22 protein-coding genes are annotated in these 23687 nt (G+C 66.8%); 7 read left to right on the plus strand and 15 right to left on the minus strand.

Translation table 11 applies throughout. The features are described 5' to 3' along the window. Window positions 1-11: 11 nt before the first annotated feature. The 13 genes from FFI97_RS09385 to FFI97_RS09445 form a co-directional block, all read right to left on the minus strand. The gene (locus FFI97_RS09385; protein WP_139701770.1) at window positions 12-1715 is read right to left on the minus strand and encodes an acyl-CoA dehydrogenase family protein; all 1704 of its coding nucleotides are present in this window, start codon (window positions 1713-1715) and stop codon (window positions 12-14) included. Window positions 1716-1726: 11 nt separating this feature from the next. After that, window positions 1727-3040: a phytoene desaturase family protein gene (locus FFI97_RS09390; RefSeq protein ID WP_139701771.1), complete on the minus strand. Its 1314-nt coding sequence runs from the start codon at window positions 3038-3040 to the stop codon at window positions 1727-1729. Between the two features lie 97 nt (window positions 3041-3137). Then, window positions 3138-4652 carry a 3-hydroxyacyl-CoA dehydrogenase gene (locus FFI97_RS09395; protein ID WP_139701832.1) on the minus strand — a complete coding sequence of 505 codons (1515 nt, stop codon included), beginning with the start codon at window positions 4650-4652 and terminating at the stop codon, window positions 3138-3140. Between the two features lie 2 nt (window positions 4653-4654). Continuing rightward, window positions 4655-5446 carry an enoyl-CoA hydratase-related protein gene (locus FFI97_RS09400; protein ID WP_139701772.1) on the minus strand — a complete coding sequence of 264 codons (792 nt, stop codon included), beginning with the start codon at window positions 5444-5446 and terminating at the stop codon, window positions 4655-4657. Beyond that, complete coding sequence (locus FFI97_RS09405; protein ID WP_139701773.1) at window positions 5443-6252, minus strand: enoyl-CoA hydratase/isomerase family protein; 810 nt, start codon at window positions 6250-6252, stop codon at window positions 5443-5445. Before FFI97_RS09405 ends, FFI97_RS09400 begins: the two co-directional genes overlap by 4 nt. Window positions 6253-6295: 43 nt before the next feature. Beyond that, window positions 6296-7855, minus strand: a complete 1560-nt coding sequence (locus tag FFI97_RS09410) for an acyl-CoA synthetase (RefSeq protein WP_139701774.1) — start codon at window positions 7853-7855, stop codon at window positions 6296-6298. 38 nt (window positions 7856-7893) lie between these two features. Next, entirely contained in the window at window positions 7894-9096 is a 1203-nt protein-coding gene (locus tag FFI97_RS09415; protein ID WP_139701775.1) for an acetyl-CoA acetyltransferase, read from the minus strand. Between the two features lie 3 nt (window positions 9097-9099). Next, on the minus strand, window positions 9100-10575 hold the full coding sequence (locus FFI97_RS09420) for a hydroxymethylglutaryl-CoA synthase family protein (protein ID WP_139701776.1): 1476 nt from the start codon (window positions 10573-10575) through the stop codon (window positions 9100-9102). Between the two features lie 28 nt (window positions 10576-10603). Beyond that, window positions 10604-11515, minus strand: a complete 912-nt coding sequence (locus tag FFI97_RS09425; protein WP_139701777.1) for an alpha/beta hydrolase — start codon at window positions 11513-11515, stop codon at window positions 10604-10606. Then, window positions 11512-12240 (minus strand): SDR family oxidoreductase, encoded by a 729-nt coding sequence (locus FFI97_RS09430; RefSeq protein WP_139701778.1) that lies wholly within the window; start codon window positions 12238-12240, stop codon window positions 11512-11514. Before FFI97_RS09430 ends, FFI97_RS09425 begins: the two co-directional genes overlap by 4 nt. Beyond that, window positions 12237-13076, minus strand: coding sequence for an enoyl-CoA hydratase/isomerase family protein (locus tag FFI97_RS09435; RefSeq protein WP_185993584.1), 840 nt, complete (start codon window positions 13074-13076; stop codon window positions 12237-12239). Before FFI97_RS09435 ends, FFI97_RS09430 begins: the two co-directional genes overlap by 4 nt. Window positions 13077-13125: 49 nt before the next feature. Beyond that, entirely contained in the window at window positions 13126-13611 is a 486-nt protein-coding gene (locus FFI97_RS09440; protein WP_139701834.1) for an aromatic-ring-hydroxylating dioxygenase subunit beta, read from the minus strand. Window positions 13612-13613: 2 nt separating this feature from the next. After that, window positions 13614-14903 carry an aromatic ring-hydroxylating oxygenase subunit alpha gene (locus FFI97_RS09445; RefSeq protein WP_139701779.1) on the minus strand — a complete coding sequence of 430 codons (1290 nt, stop codon included), beginning with the start codon at window positions 14901-14903 and terminating at the stop codon, window positions 13614-13616. A 178-nt stretch (window positions 14904-15081) separates the two neighbouring features. Between FFI97_RS09445 and FFI97_RS09450 the strand changes: the two genes are divergently transcribed. Then, window positions 15082-15402, plus strand: a complete 321-nt coding sequence (locus tag FFI97_RS09450; protein ID WP_139701780.1) for a 2Fe-2S iron-sulfur cluster-binding protein — start codon at window positions 15082-15084, stop codon at window positions 15400-15402. Window positions 15403-15587: 185 nt separating this feature from the next. On the opposite strand, the gene FFI97_RS33775 is transcribed toward FFI97_RS09450, so the two are convergent. Further along, entirely contained in the window at window positions 15588-15785 is a 198-nt protein-coding gene (locus tag FFI97_RS33775; protein ID WP_139701781.1) for a hypothetical protein, read from the minus strand. Next, window positions 15775-16713: a LysR family transcriptional regulator gene (locus tag FFI97_RS09460; protein ID WP_139701782.1), complete on the minus strand. Its 939-nt coding sequence runs from the start codon at window positions 16711-16713 to the stop codon at window positions 15775-15777. The genes FFI97_RS33775 and FFI97_RS09460 overlap by 11 nt, the downstream gene beginning before the upstream one ends. Before the next feature lie 135 nt (window positions 16714-16848). On the opposite strand from FFI97_RS09460, the gene FFI97_RS09465 reads away from it, so the two are divergent. From FFI97_RS09465 to FFI97_RS09490, 6 genes are read left to right on the plus strand one after another with little or no spacing between them, the layout of a single operon-like run. Then, window positions 16849-17892 (plus strand): porin, encoded by a 1044-nt coding sequence (locus FFI97_RS09465; protein ID WP_185993585.1) that lies wholly within the window; start codon window positions 16849-16851, stop codon window positions 17890-17892. Window positions 17893-17922: 30 nt separating this feature from the next. Further along, window positions 17923-18897, plus strand: a complete 975-nt coding sequence (locus FFI97_RS09470; RefSeq protein WP_139701835.1) for a Bug family tripartite tricarboxylate transporter substrate binding protein — start codon at window positions 17923-17925, stop codon at window positions 18895-18897. Window positions 18898-18910: 13 nt separating this feature from the next. Then, entirely contained in the window at window positions 18911-20422 is a 1512-nt protein-coding gene (locus FFI97_RS09475; RefSeq protein ID WP_139701784.1) for an FAD-dependent monooxygenase, read from the plus strand. After that, entirely contained in the window at window positions 20419-21756 is a 1338-nt protein-coding gene (locus FFI97_RS09480; protein WP_139701785.1) for an amidohydrolase family protein, read from the plus strand. Before FFI97_RS09475 ends, FFI97_RS09480 begins: the two co-directional genes overlap by 4 nt. Further along, a complete protein-coding gene (locus tag FFI97_RS09485; RefSeq protein ID WP_139701786.1) occupies window positions 21756-22748 on the plus strand; it encodes an alpha/beta hydrolase in 993 nt (330 codons plus the stop codon). The genes FFI97_RS09480 and FFI97_RS09485 overlap by 1 nt, the downstream gene beginning before the upstream one ends. Next, window positions 22745-23677 carry a VOC family protein gene (locus FFI97_RS09490; RefSeq protein ID WP_139701787.1) on the plus strand — a complete coding sequence of 311 codons (933 nt, stop codon included), beginning with the start codon at window positions 22745-22747 and terminating at the stop codon, window positions 23675-23677. Before FFI97_RS09485 ends, FFI97_RS09490 begins: the two co-directional genes overlap by 4 nt. Window positions 23678-23687: the final 10 nt, after the last annotated feature.

A 23687-nucleotide genomic window follows, 5' to 3' on the forward strand; every position in this document is an offset into this window, starting at 1 on the left:
CGCGCAGCTCCTCAATGCGTGGAGGCAACCGCCCGGGCGGGTGTGGCGTCGGCCAGCGCCTGCTCAAGCAGGCTGCGCGCAATGACCTTGAGCGCCAACGTCTCCTCAGCGCCCTCGAAGATCGACAGCACGCGCGCGTCGACGAAGTAGCGGCTCACGGGGCTCTCTTCCGCATAGCCATTGCCGCCATGCAATTGCAGTGCCTCGCGGGTCACCCATTCGGCCGAGCGACAAGCCAGCAGCTTGACCAGGCTGGCCTCCATGCGGCCGCCGCCTTCGTCGAGCGTTCGCGCGACTGCGTAGGCCAACCGCTGGCACGCGGCGTAGCGCGCACCCATGCGCGCCAGCTTGGCGAGCGTCAGCGGACAGTCGAGCAACGGCGCGCCGAAGACCTTGCGATCCTCGGTGTAGCGCAAGGCGGCACGGATGGCAGCGCGCATGACGCCCGAAGCCCGCCCTGCGGTCTGCATGCGCCCGCCCATCATGCCGGCCATCGTGAAATAGAAACCCTTGCCCAGACCCGCCGCGCCGCCGATCACATGGCTGTCGGGCACGAACAGGTTGTCGAACGACAGCTCGAACGAATGCATCCCGCGATAGCCGATGGTCGCGATGGCCTTGCCGGTCAGGCCCCCGCCACCTTGCGCTTCACTCTGGCGATAGGCGAATGCATGGCCGTCGTCCGACGGCTTTTCCACCAGCATCAGGCTCAGTCCGCGATGGCCGGCCGAGCGATCGGGGTCGGTGCGCACCACCACCATCAGCAGCCCTGCCTTGCCGGCGAAGGTGCACCAGGTCTTGGCACCGTCCAGGCGCCACCCGCCTTCGACACGCGTACCGCGCAGCATCAGGCTGGCGACGTCCGAACCGTAGTCCGGCTCGGTGATCGCAATCGCGCACAGCGGATCACCTGCCGCGATGCGCGGCAGCCAATGGGATTTCTGTTCTTCGGTGCCGCCAGCCATCAACGCACGGCTCAGGATCTCGGGTCGCGTGATCAGGCTGCCGGCGCCCGCCAGCGACGCTTCGGACAGGGCCTCGGTGACCAGCACCATCAGCAGTGTGTCGTCGCGGTCGTTCGGCGCGTGGCCGCCGAAGCGCTCGGGCACCGACAGGCCAAACACACCCATCTCCCGCAGCGGCTGCAGCAGGCTCTCGGGCACGGTGAGGTCGTGGCGGTGCAGTGCTTCCGCCTGCGGCGCCACCACATCGGCGGCAAAGCGGCGGAAGGCATCCTGCGCCATCGCATGTGCCTCGTCGAGCACCACGCCGCCGACCTCGCCGTCGGCATCGGCCAACGCCCGGCCCGTCGCCTGCAGCGCGGCCGCACTGCCGGCCGAACGGCGCAAGGCCGCCCACGCGGCATTCGATGCAAAGGCCTGGACCGGCGCGATGTCCAGGCCGAGCTCGAGAAAGAGCATTTCCGTGCGCGCCAGCACCGAGCTGATGGCATCTACGCCGAAGACCAGCGCCAGGCCGGTTTCAAGCGCATTCGCACCGCTGCCGACGCCCTGGATGGCCGTTTCTGCCGCGAGCAAGTCAGCACTGGCCCAGGCCAGCTCGTAGCTGGCGACCTGCTGCGCATCGAAGCGACGCGCACTGAAGACGCCGTCTTCGGCGCAGGATTGCGCCAGCGCCTGCGTGGCCTGCTCGAAGAGCGGGCGCAAGCGCGCCAGCAGCGACGCGCAGGCCTGGGTGTCTTGGTTCGCGGCCATGGCGAGCCGCCTCACGCCGCGGCCAGCGCATCAAGCGCCAGCTTGGCCACGGAACGGCCTGTGTCCGCGCAGGCCTGCGTGCCGCCGTCGCCGTAGGGCTTGACCGCATCGCCCACATGCCAGAAGTTCGGCAGCGGCGTGGTCTGCGGCAGGTCGTAGCCACCGCAGGAACGCTGCGCCGGCCAGCCGTCGCGCATGACGCGCACCGACAGCATCTTCGCGTTCGCGAAGCCCGGGAAAAGATCGCGCAGGTCCTGCAGCGAGGCCTCAACCTCGGCGTCGTTGTCGAAGTCGCCCAGCGCGGGGTGCGGCACGGCATAGGCCACGTACTGGTGCCAGCCTGCGGGCGCCAGCTCGGGGCAGGTAGCGGTCAGCTCACCGATGTTGCACAGGCGGCGCGTGCGCCCGAAGGTGACCAGGCCCGGCGCATCGTAGAGGCGCTCGCGCGTCGCGAAGTTGATGACGATGTTGGCGGCCGGCTTCGGCCCGGTGGTCGCCAACGCGATGTACTCACCGCCGAAGGCTTCTGCGCCCGGCAGCAGCGCCGTGGCATGCGGCCCGATGTTACTGATCACCGTGCGCGCATTGACGCGCAGCGTCACGCCGTCCTTGACCAGGTTGACGCCCGTCGCTCGGCCGTTCTCGATGTTCAGTGCCGCCACCGGCGCGTCGAGCCAGACCTGGCCGCCACGGCGACGGATCGCATCGGTCAGGTCGTTCCACAGCCCGACCGTGCCGCGCGGGCAGAAGCCGAAGCGCTTGAACGCACCCTTGACCGCGAAGTAGGTCAGGAAGGCCCGCGCGGGCAACTCGTCCGAGTTGGCCGCGAAGATGGCCGCGCACAGGTTCCGGAAGATCGCATGCACCGTCTCGTTCTTGGTGTACTGCGACAACCACTCCTTGGTGGTGAGCTTGGCCTCGGGCAGGTCGCCGCCGCGCGCATCCGCGAACTTGGCGCCGATCTTCGCCGCCTGCTTGGTGAAACCGCCCAGCAGCATGCCCCAGCCGCCCTTGGCGACGTTGATGATCTTGCCATCGATCAGGAAGACGGTCGCGGGGTTGGGCTCGCGCAGGTCGAGCTCGACGTCGAGCAAGGCGAAGGTCTCTTCGAAGGTGGACCCCTTCTCGATCGCGATGGCGCCGATGTTGACGGTGAAGCCGTCGATCTGCTCGCTCGAGGCGCGGCCGCCCACGCGGCTCAGGCTCTCGGCCACCAGCACTTTCTTGCCAGCGGCCACGAGGCGCGCGGCCACGCTGAGGCCTCCGGCACCGGCGCCGATCACGACGGCGTCGTAGCTGATGGGGTGAATCACGGTCTCGCTCATGATGATTTTTCTCCTGTGGATGGATTCGTTGGGTAAGGCATGGGGGCGGCGCGGCGCGATGCGCGCGGGTAAGCGGTGCCGACCTTCGGCACAGCGGTCATCGGCGTGCGGCCTCGGCCGTGCACAGGGATAGGCCCAGCGCCACGCGCCGTTCGAGCCAGGGACTGGGTCGGTAGCGCGGATCGCCCGTCACCGCCTGCATGCGTCGCAGGATCGCGAGCACCTGCGCACCGCCGATGCGATCTCCCCAGGACAGCGGGCCTTGCGGATAACCGAGGCCCAGCTTCACCGCGTCTTCGATGTCGTCCACCGATGCGATGCCGCGCTGTGCGATCTGTGCCGCGATGTTGACGACGGTCGCCAGCACGCGCTGCACGATGAAGCCGGGGCTGTCGTTGATCACCGTGACGCCCACCCCGTCGTGTGCGCACAGCGCATGCGCGGCGTCGCGCATGGCCGGCGCGGTGGCCGCCGTGAGCATGAGGGTACGATGGCGCCCCAGGCCAGGCAGCGGATCGATCGCGACGCAACGCGCAGCATCGAGCCCGAGCGCCACCGCCTCGCCGGTGGCGTCGCCGCCCCAGGGCTGGACGATCAGAAGTGCCTCGGGCGTCGGGCGCTCCACCCATCGCGCGCCGGCGGCCTCCACCAGCGCCTTCAATGCGTCGCTCTCCGTGGCCTTCGGCGCCACCCAGACCTCAAGGCCGGCCGGCAGCGCCGGCACTAGAGGCGTCGGCGGGACCTGTCGCGCATCGCCCTCGTAGGCATACCAGCCCTGCCCTGTCTTGCGACCGAACAACCCGGCCGCCACCCGCGGCGGCACCAGCGACGAAGGACGAAAGCGCGGCTCCTGCTGGAACTGCTCGTAGATCGAACTCATCACCTTGCTCGACACGTCCAGCCCCGTGAGGTCGAGCAGCTCGAAAGGCCCCATGCGAAAGCCAGCCGCCTCGCGCAGCACAAGGTCGATCTGGTCCACGCTGGCCGACTGCTCCTCGAGCAGGCGAAGCCCCTCTGTGTACAGACCGCGACCCGCATGGTTCACAAGGAACCCCGGTTGGTCCGCTGCAACCACCGCGCGATGGCCCGCTCCCGCGACCAGGTCGCGCAAGGTGGTCACCACCGCCGGCGCGGTACGCACCGCGGCAATCACCTCGGCCACCTTCATGAGCGGCACCGGATTGAAAAAATGCAGTCCCGCCACCCGCTGCGGATGCGCGCAGGCGGCTGCGATCTCGGCCACGACGAGCGACGAGGTGTTGCTCGCGAGGATCGCCTGCGGCGACACGACAGCCTCGAGGCTGCGGAACAGCGCGCGCTTGGTATCCAGGTCTTCTACGATGGCTTCGATCAGGACGTCGCAATCCGCCAGATCCTGCATCGTCGCAGCGGCATGGATCTGACCGCGGATACGCTCGAATTCATCGGCACCGATGCGGCCCTTCTCGACACCGCGACCGATCATGCCGACGACAAATTCCACCGCCTTGCCTGCGGCGCCTTCGAAGCTGTCGAAGCAATGCACCCGGTGCCCTGCCTGGGCGAAGAGCTGAACAATGCCGCGACCCATGGTCCCGGCGCCGATGACGGCGATCTTGAGTTTGTCTGTCATGGTCATCTGCCGGTGAATTCCGGGCGTCGCTTGTCGAGGAAGGCACGCATGCCCTCGGTCTTGTCAGGGGTGTCGAAGAGCAGCAGGAACTCGCGGTTCTCCAGCGCGAGGGCCGCGTCGAGCGGCAGGTCAGGGCCCTGGCGCAGCATGCGGCGCGTAGCGGCGACCGCCTTGGGCGGCATGCGCGCGGCCTTGCGGGCCAACGCGGTTGCGCGCTCCATTGCCTGGCCCTCCTCCACCAGTTCAGCCACCAGGCCGAGCTGGAAGGCGCGATCGGCCGTCAGTTGCTCACCGGTCAGCAAGAGCATCGCAGCCACCGGCCGGCCCACTGCACGCAGCAGGCGCTGGGTGCCACCGGCGCCGGGCATGATGCCCACCGCCAGCTCCGGCTGGCCGAAGCGCGCGGTCGGGTCTGCCACGATGAAGTCGCACATCATGGCCAACTCGCAGCCCGCACCAAGTGCGAAACCGGCGACCGCTGCAATGGTTGGCTTGCTGCATTGCGCCACAGGCGCCCAGTACTGGCCCAGGTCAATGCCGGCCACCTGCTGCGCCCCCTTGTCGACCAGCAGGTTCAGGTCGGCGCCGGCCGCGAACACGGTGCCGCCGGTGATGACGATGGCGCGAATCGCGTCGTCGTGGTCCAACGCCATGACCGCCTCGGCAATCGCGCGGCGCATGGCAATGTCGAGAGCATTGCGCTTCTCCGGCCGGTTCAGAACGACGATGCCGACGGCGCCATCGCGCTCGACCCGCACGCCCTCCGGTGTCGGCCCGATGGCGGCGCCCGTCATGCCTTCACTCCCGGCATCGCGATGAAATCAGCGGGCCGCTTGTTCTTGAAGGCGTCGTAGCCCTCGCGAAATTCCTCGCTGGTCAGGCTCACCGCCTGGTCGTCCTCCTCGCGCTGCAGCTCGAAGTCGAGCGAGGAAGAGACTCGCGTGAGCCGGTCTTTCATCCGCGCAAAAGCCCCCATCGGGAGCCGCGCGAGTTCGCTCGCCTTCTCGATGGCGCAGGCCATCACCTGGTCGTCGGCCACCAGCACGTCGGCCAGACCGATGCGCTGCGCTTCCTCGCCGCGCACAGGCACGCCCGCCGTAAGGATGCGTCGGGCCTCGCGCACGCCGACACGGCGCGGCAGCGTGAGCATCTGCCCCCAGTCCGGCACCAGCCCGAGCTGGAGGAAGGGAAACAGGATGCGGGTGCCCGCCCCCACGACGATGTGATCGCCGAGCAGCGCGAGGCCGACAGCCGCGCCGGCGCCGATGCCTTCGACGGCACTGACCACCGGAATGCGCAAGGCCGCGACCATGCGGCACAGCACCGCGACGTGCCGCATGCGTGCTCGCGCGCCGGCCTCGTCCAGGCCCAGCATGCTCGGCACATCGCCACCGGCCGAGAACACGCCCGCCGTTCCACCGAACACCAGCGCGCGCACGCTGGCGTCGTCACAGATGCCGGCGATCGCGGCGGTGAGCGCTTGCCGCACATCGTGGTCGATCGCATTGCGCTTGTCGGGGCGGTTGATCAGGAGGCGCGCCACGTGGGGGGCCGGCCGGTCCAGCAACACCACCGGGTTCGGATTCGCAGGGACAGTCATATGCCTTGGCGTTTCATTTAAAGGAAGGGGTCGGTGCGCCTGCTCAGGCGACCTGGCGGCCGCGGCCGGCCCAGTGCGACTCGCGCAACTTGTTCTTCTGGATCTTTCCTGCGCCGGACAGCGGAAGCTCGGTGCGCACCTCGACGCTACGCGGGCACTTGTAGCCCGCGATGAGCGTCTTGCAATGAGCGATCAACTCCGCTTCCGACACGCTCTGGCCCGGCTTGAGCACCACCACCGCATGCACGCTCTCGCCCCACTTCTCGCTCGGGACGCCGATCACGGCGCACGCCGCAATGGCCGGGTGCTTGAGGACGGCGTTCTCGACCTCGGCCGAGTAGACGTTCTCGCCGCCGCTGACCACCATGTCCTTCATGCGGTCCACGATGAAGATGAAGCCTTCGTCGTCCATGTAGGCGCCATCCCCGGAGTGCACCCAGCCGTCGCGCAGGGTGCTGGCGTCGTCTTCCGGGCGATTCCAGTAGCCCGTCATGGCGGACATGCCGCGTGCGGCGATCTCGCCCACCGTGCCGCGTGGCAATTCCTTGCCATCGGCGTCGACGATCTTGATCTCGGCCAACGCCGCCGCACGCCCGGCCGAACGCAGCTTGCCCAGCGCACGCCCGTCTGCCGTGTGGTAGTACGGCGGCAGGTAGCTCACGCAACCCGAGAGCTCGGTCATGCCGTAGCCCTGCATCAGTGCCAGTTGCGGGAAGGCGACGGTCAGGCGGTCGAGCAGCGTTTCGGCGATGGGCGATGCGCCGTACACCATGAACTTCAGGCTGCTCAGTTCGAACTTGCTGAACTCGGGGTGGTCCAGCACCATCTGGATCATGGTCGGCACGAGCAGCGTGTCGGTCACCCTCTCGTTCTGGACCGTCTCCATGAACTGCAGCGCGTTGAAGGTCGGCAGCAGGACGTGCGTACCGCCGGCAATGAACTGCCACCAGACGCCCATGGCACCCGCGAGGTGAAAGACGGGCGCGGCGTGCAGGTACACCGGGCCCACGGAATAGCCCATGGCCAGCCGGTTCAGAGCCGCACCCATCAGGCTGTCATGAGAGGCCATCACACCCTTGGGAAAACCCGTGGTGCCGCCGGTATAGAACACCGCTGCCAGGTCGGAGCCGCCTGCGCCCACGTCGTTCACGGGGTCGGAATGCGCGATCAACTGCTCGTAATCGACCATGCCCGCGGGACACGCCTCATTGCCGAGATAGATGATCTCGCGCAGCGTGCGCGATTCAGCCCGCACCTCGTCCATCAGCGGCAGATGGGCGTCGTCCACGAAGAGCTGCGTGGTCTCGCAATCGTTGAACGAGAAGGCGAGCTCCTTAGCACTCCAGCGCGTGTTGGCCGGATTGATTGCCGCGCCAAGCCAGAACACCGCCATGAAGACTTCAAGGTAGCGGTCCGAATTGAGCGACAGGATGCCGACCCGGTCGCCCTTCTTGACGCCAAGGCTGCGCAGGCCGCCGGCCAGATGCTGAACGCGGCCGACAAACTCTGCGTAGGTCTGGCGACGCCCGTAGGCGATCGTTGCGATGCGCTGCGGGTTCTGCTGCAAAGCGCGGTGGATCGATTGGGTGATGCTGACGGTCATGATCTGCACGTGGACGAGGTGGGGCGAACGGCGGGCGCTCAGGCGCCTTCGAGGCCGACGATGGAAACCGAACAGACGTTCTGCGAAGGCTGGCCACCGAGGTTGTGCGTGAGGCCCACCGAGGGATTGCTCAGCTGGCGCGGGCCCGCCCTGCCCTGCAGCTGCAGGTACATCTCGTAGAGCATGCGGATGCCGCTGGCGCCGATCGGGTGGCCGAAGCACTTGAGGCCGCCATCGATCTGGCACGGGATCTTTCCGTCGGCATCGAACATGCCGTCGAGCACGTCCTTCACACCACCGCCCACATCGGACAGGCCCAGGTCCTCCATCGTCACCAGCTCGGTGATCGAGAAGCAGTCGTGCACCTCGGTCATGCTGATCTGTTCGCGCGGCCGGGTGATGCCGGCCTCGGCATAGGCGCGCTTCGCCGCGATGCGCGCTGTGTGCACGTAGCTGCCGTCCCATTCGTTGGATTGCAGCTCCCAGCCGTTGGAGGTCACGATCTGCAGCGCCTTGAAGGTCACGAGGTCGCGCTTGCCCAGGCTGCGTGCAATGTCGGGCCGCGTGACGATCACGGCGGCCGCGCCGTCGGACACGCCCGCGCAGTCGAACAGGCCCAGCGGCTCGGCGATGATCGGCGCCTTCAGCACCGTCTCTTCGCTCACGGCCTTCTGGAAGTGTGCCTTCGGGTTCTTCGCGCCGTTGGCATGGCTCTTGACCGAGACATGCGCAATCGCCCGCTTGAGCAGCGTCGCATCGACACCATGCTTGCTGCGGTAGGCCGAAGCCAGCTGCGCGAAGTTGGCCGGCGCCACCGCATTGGGATACCACTGCGGAATGTAGGTGCCGACCGTGGCCACCGGCAGGCCGCCGTAGCCGGTGTCCTTGAGCTTTTCCACGCCCAGCGCGATTGCGATGTCGCACGCGCCGGCGGCCACCGCGTACACCGCGGCGCGGATGGCCTCGGAGCCGCCGGCGCAGAAGTTCTCCACGCGCGTCACGCCGATGTTGGGCAGGCGCAGTGCAATGCCCATCGGTGTGCCGCCACGGCCAGTGCCGACGTCGTCCATGTGGGTCGAGAACCATGCAGCATCGAGCTGCTCGGGCGCGATGCCGGCGTCGGCCATGGCCTCGTTGTAGGCCTCGACCATGAGGTCCTCGGGGCTCGCGTCCCAGCGCTCGCCGAACTTGCTGCAACCCATCCCGAGGATGGCGACTTGGTCCTTTATACCTGCGGCCATGATTTACTCCGATCCTTTTTCCGTTGCGGCGGTGCGCACCGGGGTGGCTTTCCAGAAATAGCGGGTGTAGCCGCGGCGGTCGTCGATGTCCTTGATCCGGAATGTCATCTCGACCGTGCTGCCGGCGTCGATTTCGCCGTCGCCGGTGTCGGTGAATTCCATCAGCACGCGGCCACCGCCTTCGAAGTCGACCTGCCCGTAGCGGTGCGGCGGTGAGCGGTGGAACGACAGGAACTCGGCTGACCAGCTCAGCACGGAACCGCGGCGCTCGGCCAGCTTGTAGGGCTTCTGCGTGTCCTGCAGCGGCTTGCCCTGGTCGTACGAGATGCGCGACGGCGGGAAGTGCACGCTGCCGGTCACCTCGCAGCGTCCGGCGACCAGGCCCAGGATCGCGCTGCGATGGCGGTAGGCAGTGGACAGTGCGGTCTTGCGGTCTTGTTCGCCGCGCATGCCGCGCTCCAGGTCCAGCTGGTCCTTGAAGGACAGGAAGCGCGTGTACGCCGTTTCTTCGACGCCGCGGCGGATCCATTCGCTCACGCCCTTGGCCGGGCGGAAGTTGCGGACCTCGTCGGTGACACGGAACACCATCGCCTGTGCCCCGCTGCCGAACTGGGCCAGCAGAATGTGCTGGCCGGGCACGGCGCGCTCGAGCACGTGGGCCAGCAGCAGCATGCCGTGCGGCAGGCCGGTGTCGCCCACGCGCGAGGCCAGCGAATCGACCACCGACTCGGCGCGCACGCCACAGCCCTTGGCCAGTTGTTGGTCCATCTTCTGGAAGGTGGTCGGGAAGATGAAGTGGTCGATCTGCGAAGCTTCGACCTTCGCCTCGGCCAGCGCGGCCTTCACGGCCCGCGGCACGAGTTTGGTGATGCCCTCGTCGCGCACCCACCGCTCTTCCCAGGCGTAGTCGATGTCTTCTCCCGCGGCGCGGAAGTGGTCGACGAAATCGACCGTGACCGTGCCGGCGCCCAGGTACTCGGCCAGCACCTTGTTGCGGCCGACCTGAAGCGCGGCAGCGCCGTCGCCGAAGTCAAGTTCCTGCGAACTGGCCGCACGTGTCTTGCGGTTGTCGGATGCCAGCACCAGTACATCGCCGCCGCCGCTGCGCACCTGCGCCACGGCCTGCGCGAGCGCCGACAAGCCGGCGCGCTGCGAGCCGGTGACATCAGCCGCCTGCACGTCGTCGCGCAGCGTGAGTGCCTCGCACACCACACCGGCATTCAGCCGTTCGGCAAAGGGCAGCGTGCCCGATGCCAGCAGCACGCTGGCGATGCGCGAGCGATCATCCGCCGCGCCGAGGCAGTCGCGCGCTGCGGCCACCGCCATCGTGATGCTGTCTTCGTCCCAGTTAGCAAAGGCGCGAGTGCCCTTGGCAGCGTTGACGAACTGAGGGGCGTACCAGGCGTTGGCCTCGGCCGCCGCGCGGCGGATAAGCCGCAGGCGGGGCACATAGCCGCCGTATCCGACGATTCCGAACATGGTCAGGACTTTCTCGTGAAGGAAGGGGTTAAAAAAGGCTTCGAACGAAGGCACCAATGGCGCGCCGGGCTTCGCGCGCCTCGGGCAGGTCGTCAGGGAATTGCTGGAAGACGTGGATCATTCGGTCCCACACCTCCAGACGCACGTCGACGCCGGCCGCCTTCGCCTTCGCGGCGAAGTCGACCGAGTCGCTGAGCACCGTCTCGCGGTCGCCGACCTGGATCAGCAGCGGCGGCAGCCCGTGCAGTTCGGCGAACAGCGGCGACACCCACGGATGCCGGGGATCGCCCTCGGCGCCGAGGGCGTTTCGCGCCATGGCGAGGATCATCGGACGCTGGTGGATCGGGTCGCTCTGCGCACGCGAGACATAGCTCTCTCCCGAGGCCGTCATGTCGGTCCAGGCGGACATCAGCACCGCGCCCGCGGGCAGTGCACGGCCCGCGTCGCGTAACTTGATCAAGGCGGCCAGCACAAGACTTCCGCCCGCAGAGTCGCCTGCGAACACGATGTCGGCGGGCTGCGTGCCCCGTGCGATCAGCCAGTCGTAGGCGGCGCAGGCGTCGTCGAGCGCCGCCGGATGGCGGTGCTCGGGCGCGAGCCGGTAGTCCAAGCCCAGCACGCGGCAGCCCGTGGCTTCGGAAATTCCTACCATCAACTCGCGGTGCGAATGCACTGACCCGACCTGGAAGCCGCCGCCGTGAAAGTAGAGCGCCACGTTCTGTGAATTCGCCTCTGCTGCGGCGATCCACTCGGCGTTCAGGCCGCCGATGCTCACAGGCTGCACCGCGGCCTCCACTGGCTGGCCACCGAAGAGTGCGTCCCAATCGGCGCGCATCTGCGCCACGGTAGTGTTGCGCCCCCAGCTTCGGTAGACCGACAGCACGCGCGCGACGACGCCGCCGAGCTGCTCGTCGGAAGCGGTGGTTTCGCGCGCGCTCATTGGCCGCACCCCATGCCGCCCGAAACCCCTAGCGTCTCACCGGTGATGAACGCCGCAGCGTCGGAGGCCAGGAAGGCGACCGCCGCGGCCACCTCTTCGGGCGTGCCCAAGCGACCTGCCAGCGTGGCGCCCTTCATGGCGTCCAGCAGCTTGTCGCCACCGGCGGCCACGGCTTCGCGCAGCAGCGGCGTGTCGATCGGCCCCGGCGCGATCACGTTGGCCGTGATGCCCTTGCGGCCGTTCTCGCGTGCGATGGAGCGCGTGAAGGCGATCACGCCGCCTTTGGCCGCGGCATACACGGCAGCACCGCGCGAGCCCATGCGCCCGGCCTCGGAGGCGATGTTGATGATGCGGCCGAAGCCCGCCACCTGCATCGCGGGCAAGGCCGCGTGCGTGGTGGCGAACACCGACTCGAGATTGACCGCCAGCAGCCGGCGCCAGTCGGCGATCTGGGTCTGCGTGAAATAGGCGTGCTGGTCGATGCCGGCGTTGTTCACCAGGATCTCGTGCGGCCCGGTTTCCAACACCGTGCGCTGCGCGCGTTCGAGGTCGGCCACGTCGAGCTCCACCGCGGTGGCGCCGATCTCCGCGGCCAGCGCTTGCGCGCTCGCGATGTCGAGGTCGGCGATCGTCACGCGCGCACCATCGGCCGCCAGCCGACGTGCGATGGCGGCGCCGATGCCCTTGGCACCACCGGTGAGGAACACGCTGCGCATGGCGCTCATTGCCCGGTGAAGCGCGGCGCGCGCTTTTCGATCACCGCCGCCAGGCCCTCCAACGCATCCTTCATGCCGGCCAGTTGGGCTTGGGTGCGGTTCTCTTCGGGCATGGCAGCCTCGGCGCCGAGGCCGATTCCGTTCCACAGCAGCCGCTTGGTGGCCGCGAGCGCGGCGGGCGCACCGGCCGCCAACTGGCGCGCCAACGACAGTGCTTCGTGGGCCAGCGCCGCATCGGGCACCACGCGCGAGATCAGCCCCATGCGCAACGCTTCGGCGGCATCGATCACCGGGTTGAACAGCAGGATGTCCATGGCCTTGCGAAAGCCCACCAGCTGCGTGAGCGTCACCGAGACGCCGGCGTCGGGCACCATCGCCACGCGCGTCGCACCGGCCAGGAAGCGGCTCGATTCGCCCGCCACGACCACGTCGGACGAGCACACCAGTCCCATGCCACCACCGCCGGCCGCAAAGCCCTGCACCGCACAGACGACGGGCGCGTTGAGGCGCATGAGCAGCGACACCACCAACTGCAGGTAGGAGGTTGCCATGCGGATGTAGTCGGGCAGCGCCTCGCCCTTCGACAGGAAGGTGTGGACATCACCACCGGCGCAGAAGTTCATGCCTTCGCCCGTGAGCAGTACGGCGCGCACGCGGCCGTCGCCGTGCACCTGCATCAGCACCTCGTGCAACGCCTTGAGCAGCTCCATGTTGAGGCCGTTGGAGGCCTCGGGCCGGTTCAGGCGGACGTGAGCCACGCCGTCGGCATACAACTCCAGGCGTACCTGTCCTTCGGCAACCAGCACCTCGATCGAGGTGCTGTCGCTTTGCTTGTCTCCAGTCATTTTTTCTCTCCTGCCTCGCGCGTGAGGTGTGCGGGCTCGGGTTCAGGGTCTAGATCAGGAAGGCCATCGAATAGAGGGCCCGCTCGTTGTTGGTCAGCACCACCTTCTTACCGGCCATGCGCAACACGCCGTCTTCGCGACGCAGCCTGTATTCGTTGCGCGAACCCCAGATCGTGTCGCCGCGCGCATGCGCTTCGAACACGATCGCGTTGGCGGTGACCACCAGATCGGTTCCGTCGTTTTCGAGAATCTCTACGTTGGAGATCACACGGCGTAGCGGCGAGCGCGGCGACTGGCTGTAGCGCTTGCCTGTGTGGAACTGGCGCACCCGCAGCGCGATGCGCGAGCGGTTGTCGTAGATGATGGACATCTCCTGCTCCGGGTCGCCGGCCTCACCGTTGGCGGGAATCCAGTAGACGCCGTCGTCGGTCCATAAGGCCTCCCAGGCGTCGTACTCGTGGTTGTCCTGGTGGCGCGCTTCGCGGTAGATGAACTGCGACACCTCGTGGTGAAGCAGCAGGTCTTCGACATTCATGTTCACGCCGCCTCCATGAGCGAGCGGTAGTGCCGCCAGATGCCGCGCGTGGGCGTCTCGTCCGTGGCGTCGCCGATCAGGTAGCCGTTTTCGTCCGTGCGCTCGCGGTGCTTGCCACGGCCCAGATACAACCATTCGGGGCGCTTCGCCTGAACCCCGAGCTGGGTCCGCTCATACATCTCGGCGTCGTCCGCCAACAGGAAGCCGGCCGGGCCGACCGAGCCCATCGTCTGCTGACGCAGGCGACGATTCAAGTCGGGCGCGCCCTTGAACTGCAGCGCCGTGACGTGCTGCACCGACTCGTTGAACGCCAGCGGCTGGATCACGAAGATCTGAATCTCCGCAATGAAGAGATTCGGGTAAATCATGATGTGCGGCGTGCCGTCGATCATGATCTTGCGGGCCTGCTCCACGCCGTAGGCGGCTTCCATGCGCTGCGTGTACTCGGGCAGGCGCTCGGCTGTGGTGTTGAACCAGCTCATCGGCACATCGCGCTTGCGGAACTCGGGCCGCAGGTCGTTCTCGGAATGCCCCCGACCGAAGTAGCGCGACACCGCCGTCGAGTCGCTGCTGTAGAGCGCGCCGATGCCGCTCTTCGCGACTTCGAAAATCGAGGCGTGCACGAACGACGGGTGATAGCCGTCGGTCTCGTTCTCGACCAGAAATTTCCAGTTCGACTTGACCTTGTGTTTCAGGAAGCCGGCCGTGACTTCCACCTCGCCCTCGGGCGAGGTCAGGCACAGCGCGTCGATGGCCGCCATGGCCGCACCGAGGTGCTCCTCCAACGAAGGCCCCTCTTCCGCCATCGAGCCGAAGACGAAGCCCTTGTAGGAAGCGACACGCGCCACCTTGCCGAGCCCGAGCTCCGAGCGATCAACGCCCTCGTAGCCCGAGGGAAACGGATAGCCGCGCAGCGCGCCATCGTTGGTGAACGTCCAGCCGTGGTACGGGCATGTGAACGAACGCGCTGACCCCTTCTCGGTCATGCACACCCGGTTGCCGCGGTGCGGACAGCGGTTGTGCAGAAGATGGATCCGGCCTTCGCGGTCACGCGTCATGAGGATCGGCTCGGGCCCGATCGACTTCATCACGTAGTCGTTGGGCTGCGGCACTTCGCTCTCATGGCCGACGTAGACCCAGGTGCGAAACCAGATCTTGCGCAGCTCTTCTTCGAAGATCGCCGGGTCGGTGTAGAGCGAGCCGTGCACCTCGTTCTCTCGGACCAGATCGCCCCACGCACGGGGCTCGGGATTGGCGCGGGCGATGGGAATCACCGGGGCACAGGTACTCATGTTGTCACCTTCACGAAGAGTGTTTCTGCAAGGCGCAAAAGCATTGCGATGCGCTGTTGTTGGATCGATAATAGTCCGACTGGACGGTCTATGTCAACAACACAAAGCGAGCAAATTGGCCGTCACAGGACCAGCCCTTGCGGGCCCCGATCAACCGCTATGAGATGTAAAGAAAACCATGCTCCAAGTGACATTCATCGAGCACGATGGCACCACGCACCTTGTGCCCGCCCCTCCCGAACGCACGCTGATGCAGATTGCCCTGGACAATGGGGTGCCAGGTATCCTGGGCGACTGCGGTGGGTCTTGCAGTTGCGCCACGTGCCACGCATACGTCGATGCGCGCTGGGCCGACAAACTGCCCACGCTCTCGGAGACGGAGACCTTCATGCTCGAGGGCGTGCCCGAGCCGCGCGAAAGCAGCCGGCTGTGCTGCCAGATCAAGATGCAGGTCGCGCTGGACGGCATCGTTGTTCACTTGCCGGAAGTGCAGGTCTGAGCTGGCGCGGTGCTATCGATGTGAAATGCTCAATCCCGCGGCTTGGTCGACTGCGCCCCGACACACCAGAAGTCGCGAATCGACGCCCAAGACAACGCCTGCATTCTCGACAAGCCGGCTGACATCGCCTCGACTATGACAGCCTTCGATCCAGCGCCGCGCTTCACCCACTTCGACTTCACATATCAGAAGCCTGCTTCGAAGTGGGAGATAGGATCGATCTGGACATGATCGCAACGTTCGAGCGCCACGGCACAACGGCCGGTTGAATCCGCCGTCTGAAGCGGCCATACCCGAACGGCGGCGACGCAGCATTTTCCGACTTCGACCTCGAAAATGCCGATGCCGGCTTTGAATTCGATGACGCGAGCACTAGCTGCCACGCTTCGTTGTTGCCCGGTTCGACGGCAAACCCTGCGCAACTTCCAGAAGCAACCCGCGGAGCCAGGCGATCGCAGGATCTCGCTCCTGATACTTGTGCCATTGCATGTGCTCGGCAAACGCAGGGATCTCCACCGGGCACGCGACGACGCGCAGCGGAAAGCGCTCGGCGATCTGCTGCGCCAGCCGTGTCGGCAGCGTGGCGATGCGCGGCGTTCCGACCAACAGCGGCGGCACCAGGGTGAAGCTGGGCGCGATGACGTCCTGCCTGCGGGCGCGCTTGCCCACGGCGATCAACTGCTGGTCATAGGTCAGGCGCCGACCACCGCCCCACTCGACACCGATGTGCGAGGCCTCGAAATACTGCTCCGCCGTGAGCTTCTTCGTCATGCCGAAATGCTCGGGACTCACGAGACATGAAAACGTGTCCTCGAACAACAACTCGGAAGGATGCCCGGGCACGATGGCGAACTGCGGCGTGATGAGCAGCTCGATCTCTCCGGCCTGCAACAGGTCGCGAGACTGCGGGCTTCTGGCGCGCAGGTCGAACTCCATCCGAGGCGCTGCGCTGGCCGCACGCCTGACCACCTCCGACAGCAACACCGAGATGACGTAGTCCGAGGAATCGATGACGAAGCGCCGCTGCGAGGTGGTCGGGTCGAACGTCGGCTGCGCCCGGGCGATGGCCTGCACACGCAGGAGCACGTCGTGGACCGGTTTGACCAGTTCGGCAGCCAGCGGCGTGAGGACGAATGACTTGCCGATCGGCTGCAGCAACTCGTCCTTGAAGTACTCGCGCAGGCGCCGCAAAGACAAGCTGGTCGCAGGCTGGCTGAGGAAGACGCGCTCCGAGGCGCGCGTCACGCTGCGGGTGGTCAGGAGTGCGTCGAGCACGACGAGGAGATTCAGGTCGAGTTTGTCGAATCGCATGTCGGTTCTTCCATTTGCGCGGCAAATGACAATACTTTAAACAATTCATTTGTCGCATGGATGTGGGCTGCGAACAATCGAGCCCATCGAGGGACGCCTCGGTCCGTCACCTCACTCACCCGGAGACAAACAAGAATGACCTCATCGCTCGCGCGGCATGCAGCTGCGCCAAGATCCGGCTTGCGCCGTTCGCCTGCCAGGCACATCCATCTGGTGGCCGCGTGCGCGGCATGGGCTGCCACGAGCGCGGGCGCCCAGAGTTCCATCACCCTGTCCGGAAAGGTGGAAATGTCCGTCGACCACCTGCGCATCTCCTCGCCCAACGGCAGCTCCCGCACGCTGACGGCGCTGTCCAGCGACTCGTCGCGCCTGATCTTCGAAGGCGTCGAGGACCTGGGTGGCGGCTGGGGCGCGAAGTTCAAGCTCGATCATGGCTTCAACGCAGACACCGGCACTGTGGGTTTCGGCGGAATCTACTTCGGCCGCGAGGCCATGGTTGGGCTGGTGACGCCCTATGGCGAATTGCGGCTGGGTCGCAACTACATCCCCATGGACGACCTCACCGGGCCGCTCGATCCCTTCTACTTCACCGGCATCGGCGCAGCCTGGCCGATGACCCTCTTCACGCCGCGCATCAACAATTCGGTCAAGTACCTCAGCCCGCGCATGGGCGGCTTTCAAGTGCGTGCGCTTGCCAGTGCCAGCGAAGGCATCAGGGGTGCGCAATACACCGGCCTGGGCGTTTCTTACAACGACACGAATTTCGACCTGCACGCGGCCTACACCATCCAGAAGAACGCGGTGCCCACAGGCGATCGCAAGGAATTCATGGTGGGCGGCGACTACAAGTTCGGCGGTCCACGCCTGACCGGTTTCTACATCCAGCGCAACGATCCGGGCCAACCCCGACGTTCCTCGGCATTGGTCGGCACAAACTGGCCGCTCGGCGCCGGTGAAATCCGCGCGAGCTACCTGGTCGAGCGGCAAGGGGCAAGCAAGGCCTCCAGAGTCGCCCTCCAGTACATGCACTTCCTATCTCGGCGCACGGCCGTCTTTGCCGGCATCGCACGCCTGAACAATGGCGCGGGCTTCTCCGAAACACTGAATCCAGCGCTGCCCGTTCTCGCCAAGGGCGAAGACGTCATGGGCACGCAACTCGGCGTTCGCCACAGCTTCTGACGCGGCCCTTCAAGAAAAAAGGACATCCCAATGAGACGAACCTTCCTGACCTTCTGCGCCACAGCCACCGCACTGCTGGCGCTCACGCCAGCCTTCGCGCAAGAGACGGCGTATCCCAACAAGCCCATCCATGTCGTGTTTCCCTATCCTGCAGGCTCTTCGCTGGAAGTGGTGGGACGCCTGGTGTCGGAACGCGCCTCGCGCATCCTCGGCCAACCGATCGTCTTCGAGAACAAGGCCGGCGCCAACGGCATCCTCGGCACCACCCAGGTGGCCCGGGCCAAGCCGGACGGCTACACGCTGGCACTGACGACGACCTCGGCCCTGCTCCTGAACAGCCTGCAGCGCAAGGACCTGCCCTACGACCCGGTGCGCAGCTTCACGCCGGTCATTGCCGTCGCTGACATCCCGGTGGGCCTGATCGTCAGCTCGCGGCTGCCCGCGACCGACCTGCGCGCACTCGTAGAGCAGCTGAAGAAGCAGCCGGGGCAGCCCTATGCGAGCGTCGGCATCGGCTCCTTCAACCACCTGCTGATGGAGCAGTTCAAGGCGGTGGCGGGCGTGGACATGCTCCACGTGCCCTACCAGGGCGCCGCGCCCATCATCCCTGAACTGCTCAGCGGTCGCGTGGACGTGACGGTGCTTAGCGTCGGGTCGGTGCTGGGGCAATGGAAAGCGGGACAGGTGCGGGTGCTGGCCTTCATGTCGGACAAGCGCCTAGCATCGCAGCCGGGCGTTCCGACGATGACGGAAGTGTTCCCGTCGTTCCGCCCGTTCGGCAACTGGATGGGCTTCGTCGCACCGGCGAACACGCCGGAGCCGATCGTGCGCAAGCTCAACGCCGCCTTCGCCCAGGCGCTTCAGCTGCCGGAGGTGCGCAAGAAGATCGAGGAAGAACAGTGGCGCGTCATGGGCGGCTCGCCGCAAGACCTGGCGCGCCTGATTTCGAATGATCGCCCGATGGTCGAAGCGGCCATCAAGGCAGCGGGCATCCAGCCTGAATAGGGAGCAAACAAACATGCAGTCATGGGATGTCATCGTGGTAGGGGGTGGCCCTTCGGGCTTGACGCTCGCCGCCGAACTGGCGGGTGCGGGCGCTAAGACGCTGGTGCTCGAACGCAGGACCGAGGGCGTGCAGTCGCGGGCGGGGACCATCCTGCCGCGCGTGCTCGAGTTGTTCGATGCGCGTGGCATTGCGGATCGGTTCATCGAGCGCACGCGCGAGATCGTGCCGTACCCGTTTCGGCCTTCGCACATATGGGCCGGCTTTCATCCGATTCGCTGGCAGTACCTGGAAAGCCGATTCGGCTTCACGCTGGGATTGCCACAGAACTTCACCGAAGAAATCCTCTGGCAATGGGCGACCGAGAGCGGCGCGCAAATTCGCCGCGGCACGGAACTGCAGTCCTTCGAGCAGGATGGCAGCGGCGTGACCGTGTCGGTCACCGATGCCCAGGGGGCGCCAGCGACGCTGCGCGCGCGCTACCTCGTCGGCGCGGACGGCGGCCGCAGCACGGTGCGCTCCGGTGCCGGCATCCCGTTCGATGGCCATTCCGGCACCTTCCGCGGCATCGTCATCGATGCGCACCTGGATGCGCCCTGGCCCGGAGGACGCATCAACGTCGACAACGAGATGGGCTGGGTGCGCGGTTACGCCTTCGGTGAAGGCATCACCCGTTTCAACATCGTCCATCGCGACCGACGCATGACACCGAAGGATGAACCCGTCACCCTGGAAGAAGCGCTGAAATGCATCGCGGACGTGCACGGCACCGACTACGGCATCACCAGCCACCGCTGGGCATCGCGCTTCGACGACCAGATGCGTTCGGTGCCGTCGCTGCGAAAGGGTCGCGTGTTCTTGGTGGGCGAGTCGGCCCGCATCCACTATCCAGCCAGCGGCGTCGGCATGAACTTCTGCCTGCAGGATGCCTTCAACCTGGGGTGGAAGCTGGCCAACGTGGTCAACGGCCATGCCGATGAGTCGACACTGGACAGCTACGACGCGGAGCGCCTGCCTGTCATGCGCGCCCTGCTGGAGAGCGTCAAGGCGCAGTGTGTGCTGCAGTTCAACTTCGACGAAAGCGGCCTCACACTCAAGCGGCGCATGGCCGAGCAGATCATTCCGCTGCCGGACGTGCAGCGCAAACTGGTGCTGGAGTTGTGCGGGCTGGAAGCGCCGTATCCGCACGAAGCAGGCAACCACGCGCTGACCGGTTGCCGCCTACCCGACTTCGACCTCCTCACGCTCGATGGCCGGTCGCTTCGGCCGGCCGAGCTCCTGCGCGATCGCAAGTTCCTGCTGCTCGATCTGGAAGGCCAGAGCCGCCAGTTCGAAGCGCTGCAGTGCGCTGGCCTGCCCTTGAACGTCGTCAGCGCCCGCGTCGGCCGTGTACCGGCAGAGATGGACGGCGTGACGGGCATCCTGGTGCGCCCGGACGGCTACGTCGCCTGGGCCAGCAGCGCCTTGGCACGGGCCGGTGAGGTCGAGGCGCAACTGGGCCGCTGGCTCACGCGGAGCAAGCCGTGAACACCCACCGCACCCTCCTGGCCGGTGGCTGGGTCCTGAGCATGGACCCCACCATCGGCGACCTGCGCCGCGGCGACGTCCTGATCGAAGGCGAGCGCATCGTCGCGGTCGCCCCCCACATCGAGACCGAAGCGGCCGAGCGCATCGACGCGCAACGCATGATCGTCATGCCGGGCTTCGTCGACACCCATCGGCACACCTGGCAAACCTGCGTGCGGCATCGCTATGCGGACATCGATCCTCAGATCTACTTCGTGGAAATGCTCGGCGCCAAGGGGGCTGCTTTCCGCACCGAGGACGTCTATGCCGGCACCCTGCTGGGCGCGGTGTCGGCCCTGGACAGCGGGACGACCACGATGCTGGACTGGTCGCATGTCCAGAACACACCGGAGCATGCGGACGCCGCCATCCTAGCCCTGCGCGACGCCGGCATCCGGGGGGTCTTCGCCCATGGCTGGCCGCTGGTCGAGGGGCATTCCTGGATGTTCGACAGCGAACGCGGTCATCCGCAGGACATCCGCAGGCTGCGCAGCCAGTACTTCTCTTCGGACGACCAGTTGCTGACGCTGGCGATGGCCGGGCGCGGCCCGGAAATGGCACGCCGCGAGGTCTGGCTGCAGGACCTGCGCCTGGCGCGCGAACTAGACATTCGCTCCACCATCCACATGGGCGCGTATGCGCGCAATGCACCGGTGCGCGCGATCGCCCAGATGCACCAGGCCGGCGTGCTGGGCGACGACCTTACCTTCGTTCATTGCTGCTTCTGCGGGGACGACGAACTGGCCATGATGGCCGACGCGGGCGTGACGGCCTCGTTGGGCGTGCACTGCGAACTGAACGCGCAGGGAATCGGCGATATCCCATTCGACCGGTTGCTAGCCGCCGGGATCCGTCCCAGCCTGAGCGGCGATACCGAAACGAAATGCGCCGGCGACATGTTCACGCAGATGCGCCATGCCTTTGCGCACTACCGCTCCTGGATGGGTGGCGGCCATTCGAAGGCCGCGAACGCACCACCGACCATCACTTTGCGTGACGTGCTCGAGTTCGGCACGATCGCCGGTGCAAAGGCCACGGGGCTGGCGCACAAGACGGGATCGCTGACGCCGGGCAAGCAGGCCGACCTCATTCTGGTGCGGCAGGACGACCTGAACCTCACCCCCGTGTCCGACGCCGTCGGGGCCATCGTGCTGGCCGCGCACCCAGGCAATGTCGACTCCGTCTACGTCGCCGGACGCGCGGTGAAGCGCAATGGCCGCATGCTGCACATCGATGTCGACGCGCTGCGCGCCCGCGCCTTCGACTCACAACGACACGTGCTGGGGGAGATGTGATGCCGGCCGTGCCGCAGCTTGATCCCCAACTCGCCGCGGTGGTTGCTGCCCTGCGGGCACGCTGTGCGCCCCCACCGTTCAGCGGCACGCCGGACGAGGCGCGCGGTCGCATGCGCGCCGCGGTCCTTGCCGCGCGCGAGCGCTCCGGATTGCCGGATGTGCAGTCTGCGGAGGACACCGTTGCCGCGCACGCAGACGTGCGCGTTCCGGTGCGCGTGTACCGCCCGCATTCGCACAGGCCGTCGCTGCCGACCGTCGTCTTCTTCCACGGCGGCGGCTTCGTGCTCGGAAGCGTCGAGCTGATGGACGACATCGCGCGCAAGCTGTGTCGCGACATCGAGGCGGTGGTGGTGTCCGTGGACTATCGACTCGCGCCGGAGCATCCCTTTCCCGCCGCGCACGACGACGCGCTGGCTGCCACGTTGTGGGCGCTGGCCAACGCCGTGGCCCTCGGTGGCGATCCCGCGTACGTGGCCGTGGCCGGGGAAAGCGCGGGCGGCAATCTCGCTGCCTCGTCGGCCATCCAGGTTCGCGACCGCGGCTTTGCGCTCGCGGGTCAGCTGCTCATCGTGCCCGGTGTTGATTTCGCACGCGACACGGTCAGGCTCGAGAGAAACGATGGGTGTGCGTATCCAATGCTCACGCCGCACGACCTGCGGGAGGTGGCGCGGCTCTACCTGGGCACGGCAGCGGACCGAGCGACGGACTTTCCTCCGTCTCCCCTGCACTGCGCAGACTTGGGCGACTTGCCCGCCACGGTCATTGCCGTGGCAGGGTGCGACCCCCTGTACAACGAGGGGCTGGCCTATGCGGCGCGGCTGCAGGCGGCTGGCATTGCCACGCAGGTGCTGCGCTACGAAGACATGTTCCATCCCTTCTTCGGGTTCTTCGAGGTCTCGGAGGCTGCACGGCGCGCCAATGACGAAATCTGCAGTTGCTTCGCAGCGACCCTGCGTGCCTGCCCCGACGACACAAAGGAGGCTGAGGTATGAATCAATCCCCCCATGCGTCGGTCCATTCGGTCGACCGCTTCGTTTTCAGCGTGCCCGACCTGCATGAGGCCGAGCAGTTCTACCGCGCCTTCGGCCTGGACGTGCGCCGCGAGGGCAACCGCCTGGCGCTGCACACCTTCGGTCATCCGCATTGCTGGGCCTGGGTCCATGCATCAGGCCGGACGAAGCAGCTCGAGTACGTGCGCTATGGCGTGCATGCGCATCAGCTGGATGCCTTGCGGGAACGCATTGTCACGGCTGGCCTCGAGGCACAGCCGCACCCGCTGGGCGATGCCGAGGGCGTCTGGCTGCGCAACCCGGACGGCACACACCTGCAGCTCGTGGCAGCGTCGAAGGTGTCGCCCTCGCACAAGTCCCGCCCGGTCGTGACACCGCCCGTCGCACCGGGCCATGGCGCCGCGCCAGCGCGCAGCCGCGCGCTGCAGGTTCGCCCCCGTTACCTGTCGCACGTACTTTTCTTCACGCCCGACGTGCCGCGAATGATCCGCTTCTCGCAGGAAATCCTGGGCCTGCGGTTGTCCGATCATTCCGGCGACTTGATCGCCTTCCTGCATGGAGCCCATGGCTCCGATCACCATCTGGTGGCCTTCGCAAAGTCGCACGCGGCCGGCCTGCACCATTCGAGCTGGGACGTGGGCAGCATCGACGAGGTCGGGCGCGGCTCCGAGCAGATGCGCAATGCCGGCCATGGGCGAGGCTGGGGCGTGGGGCGGCACGTGCTCGGGTCGAACTACTTCTACTACGTGCGCGATCCGTGGGGCAGCTATGCCGAGTATTCGCACGACATCGACTACGTGCCGGCCGACAGCGAGTGGCCCGCGGCAGACCATCCGCCAGAAGACTCGCTGTATGTGTGGGGGCCTTCGCTGCCCCCCGATTTCATCACCAACCTGGAGCAGCCGGCATAAGCCGGCCTTG

The sequence above is a fragment of the Variovorax sp. KBS0712 genome, from assembly GCF_006323185.2.
Lineage (GTDB): Bacteria > Pseudomonadota > Gammaproteobacteria > Burkholderiales > Burkholderiaceae_C > Variovorax > Variovorax boronicumulans.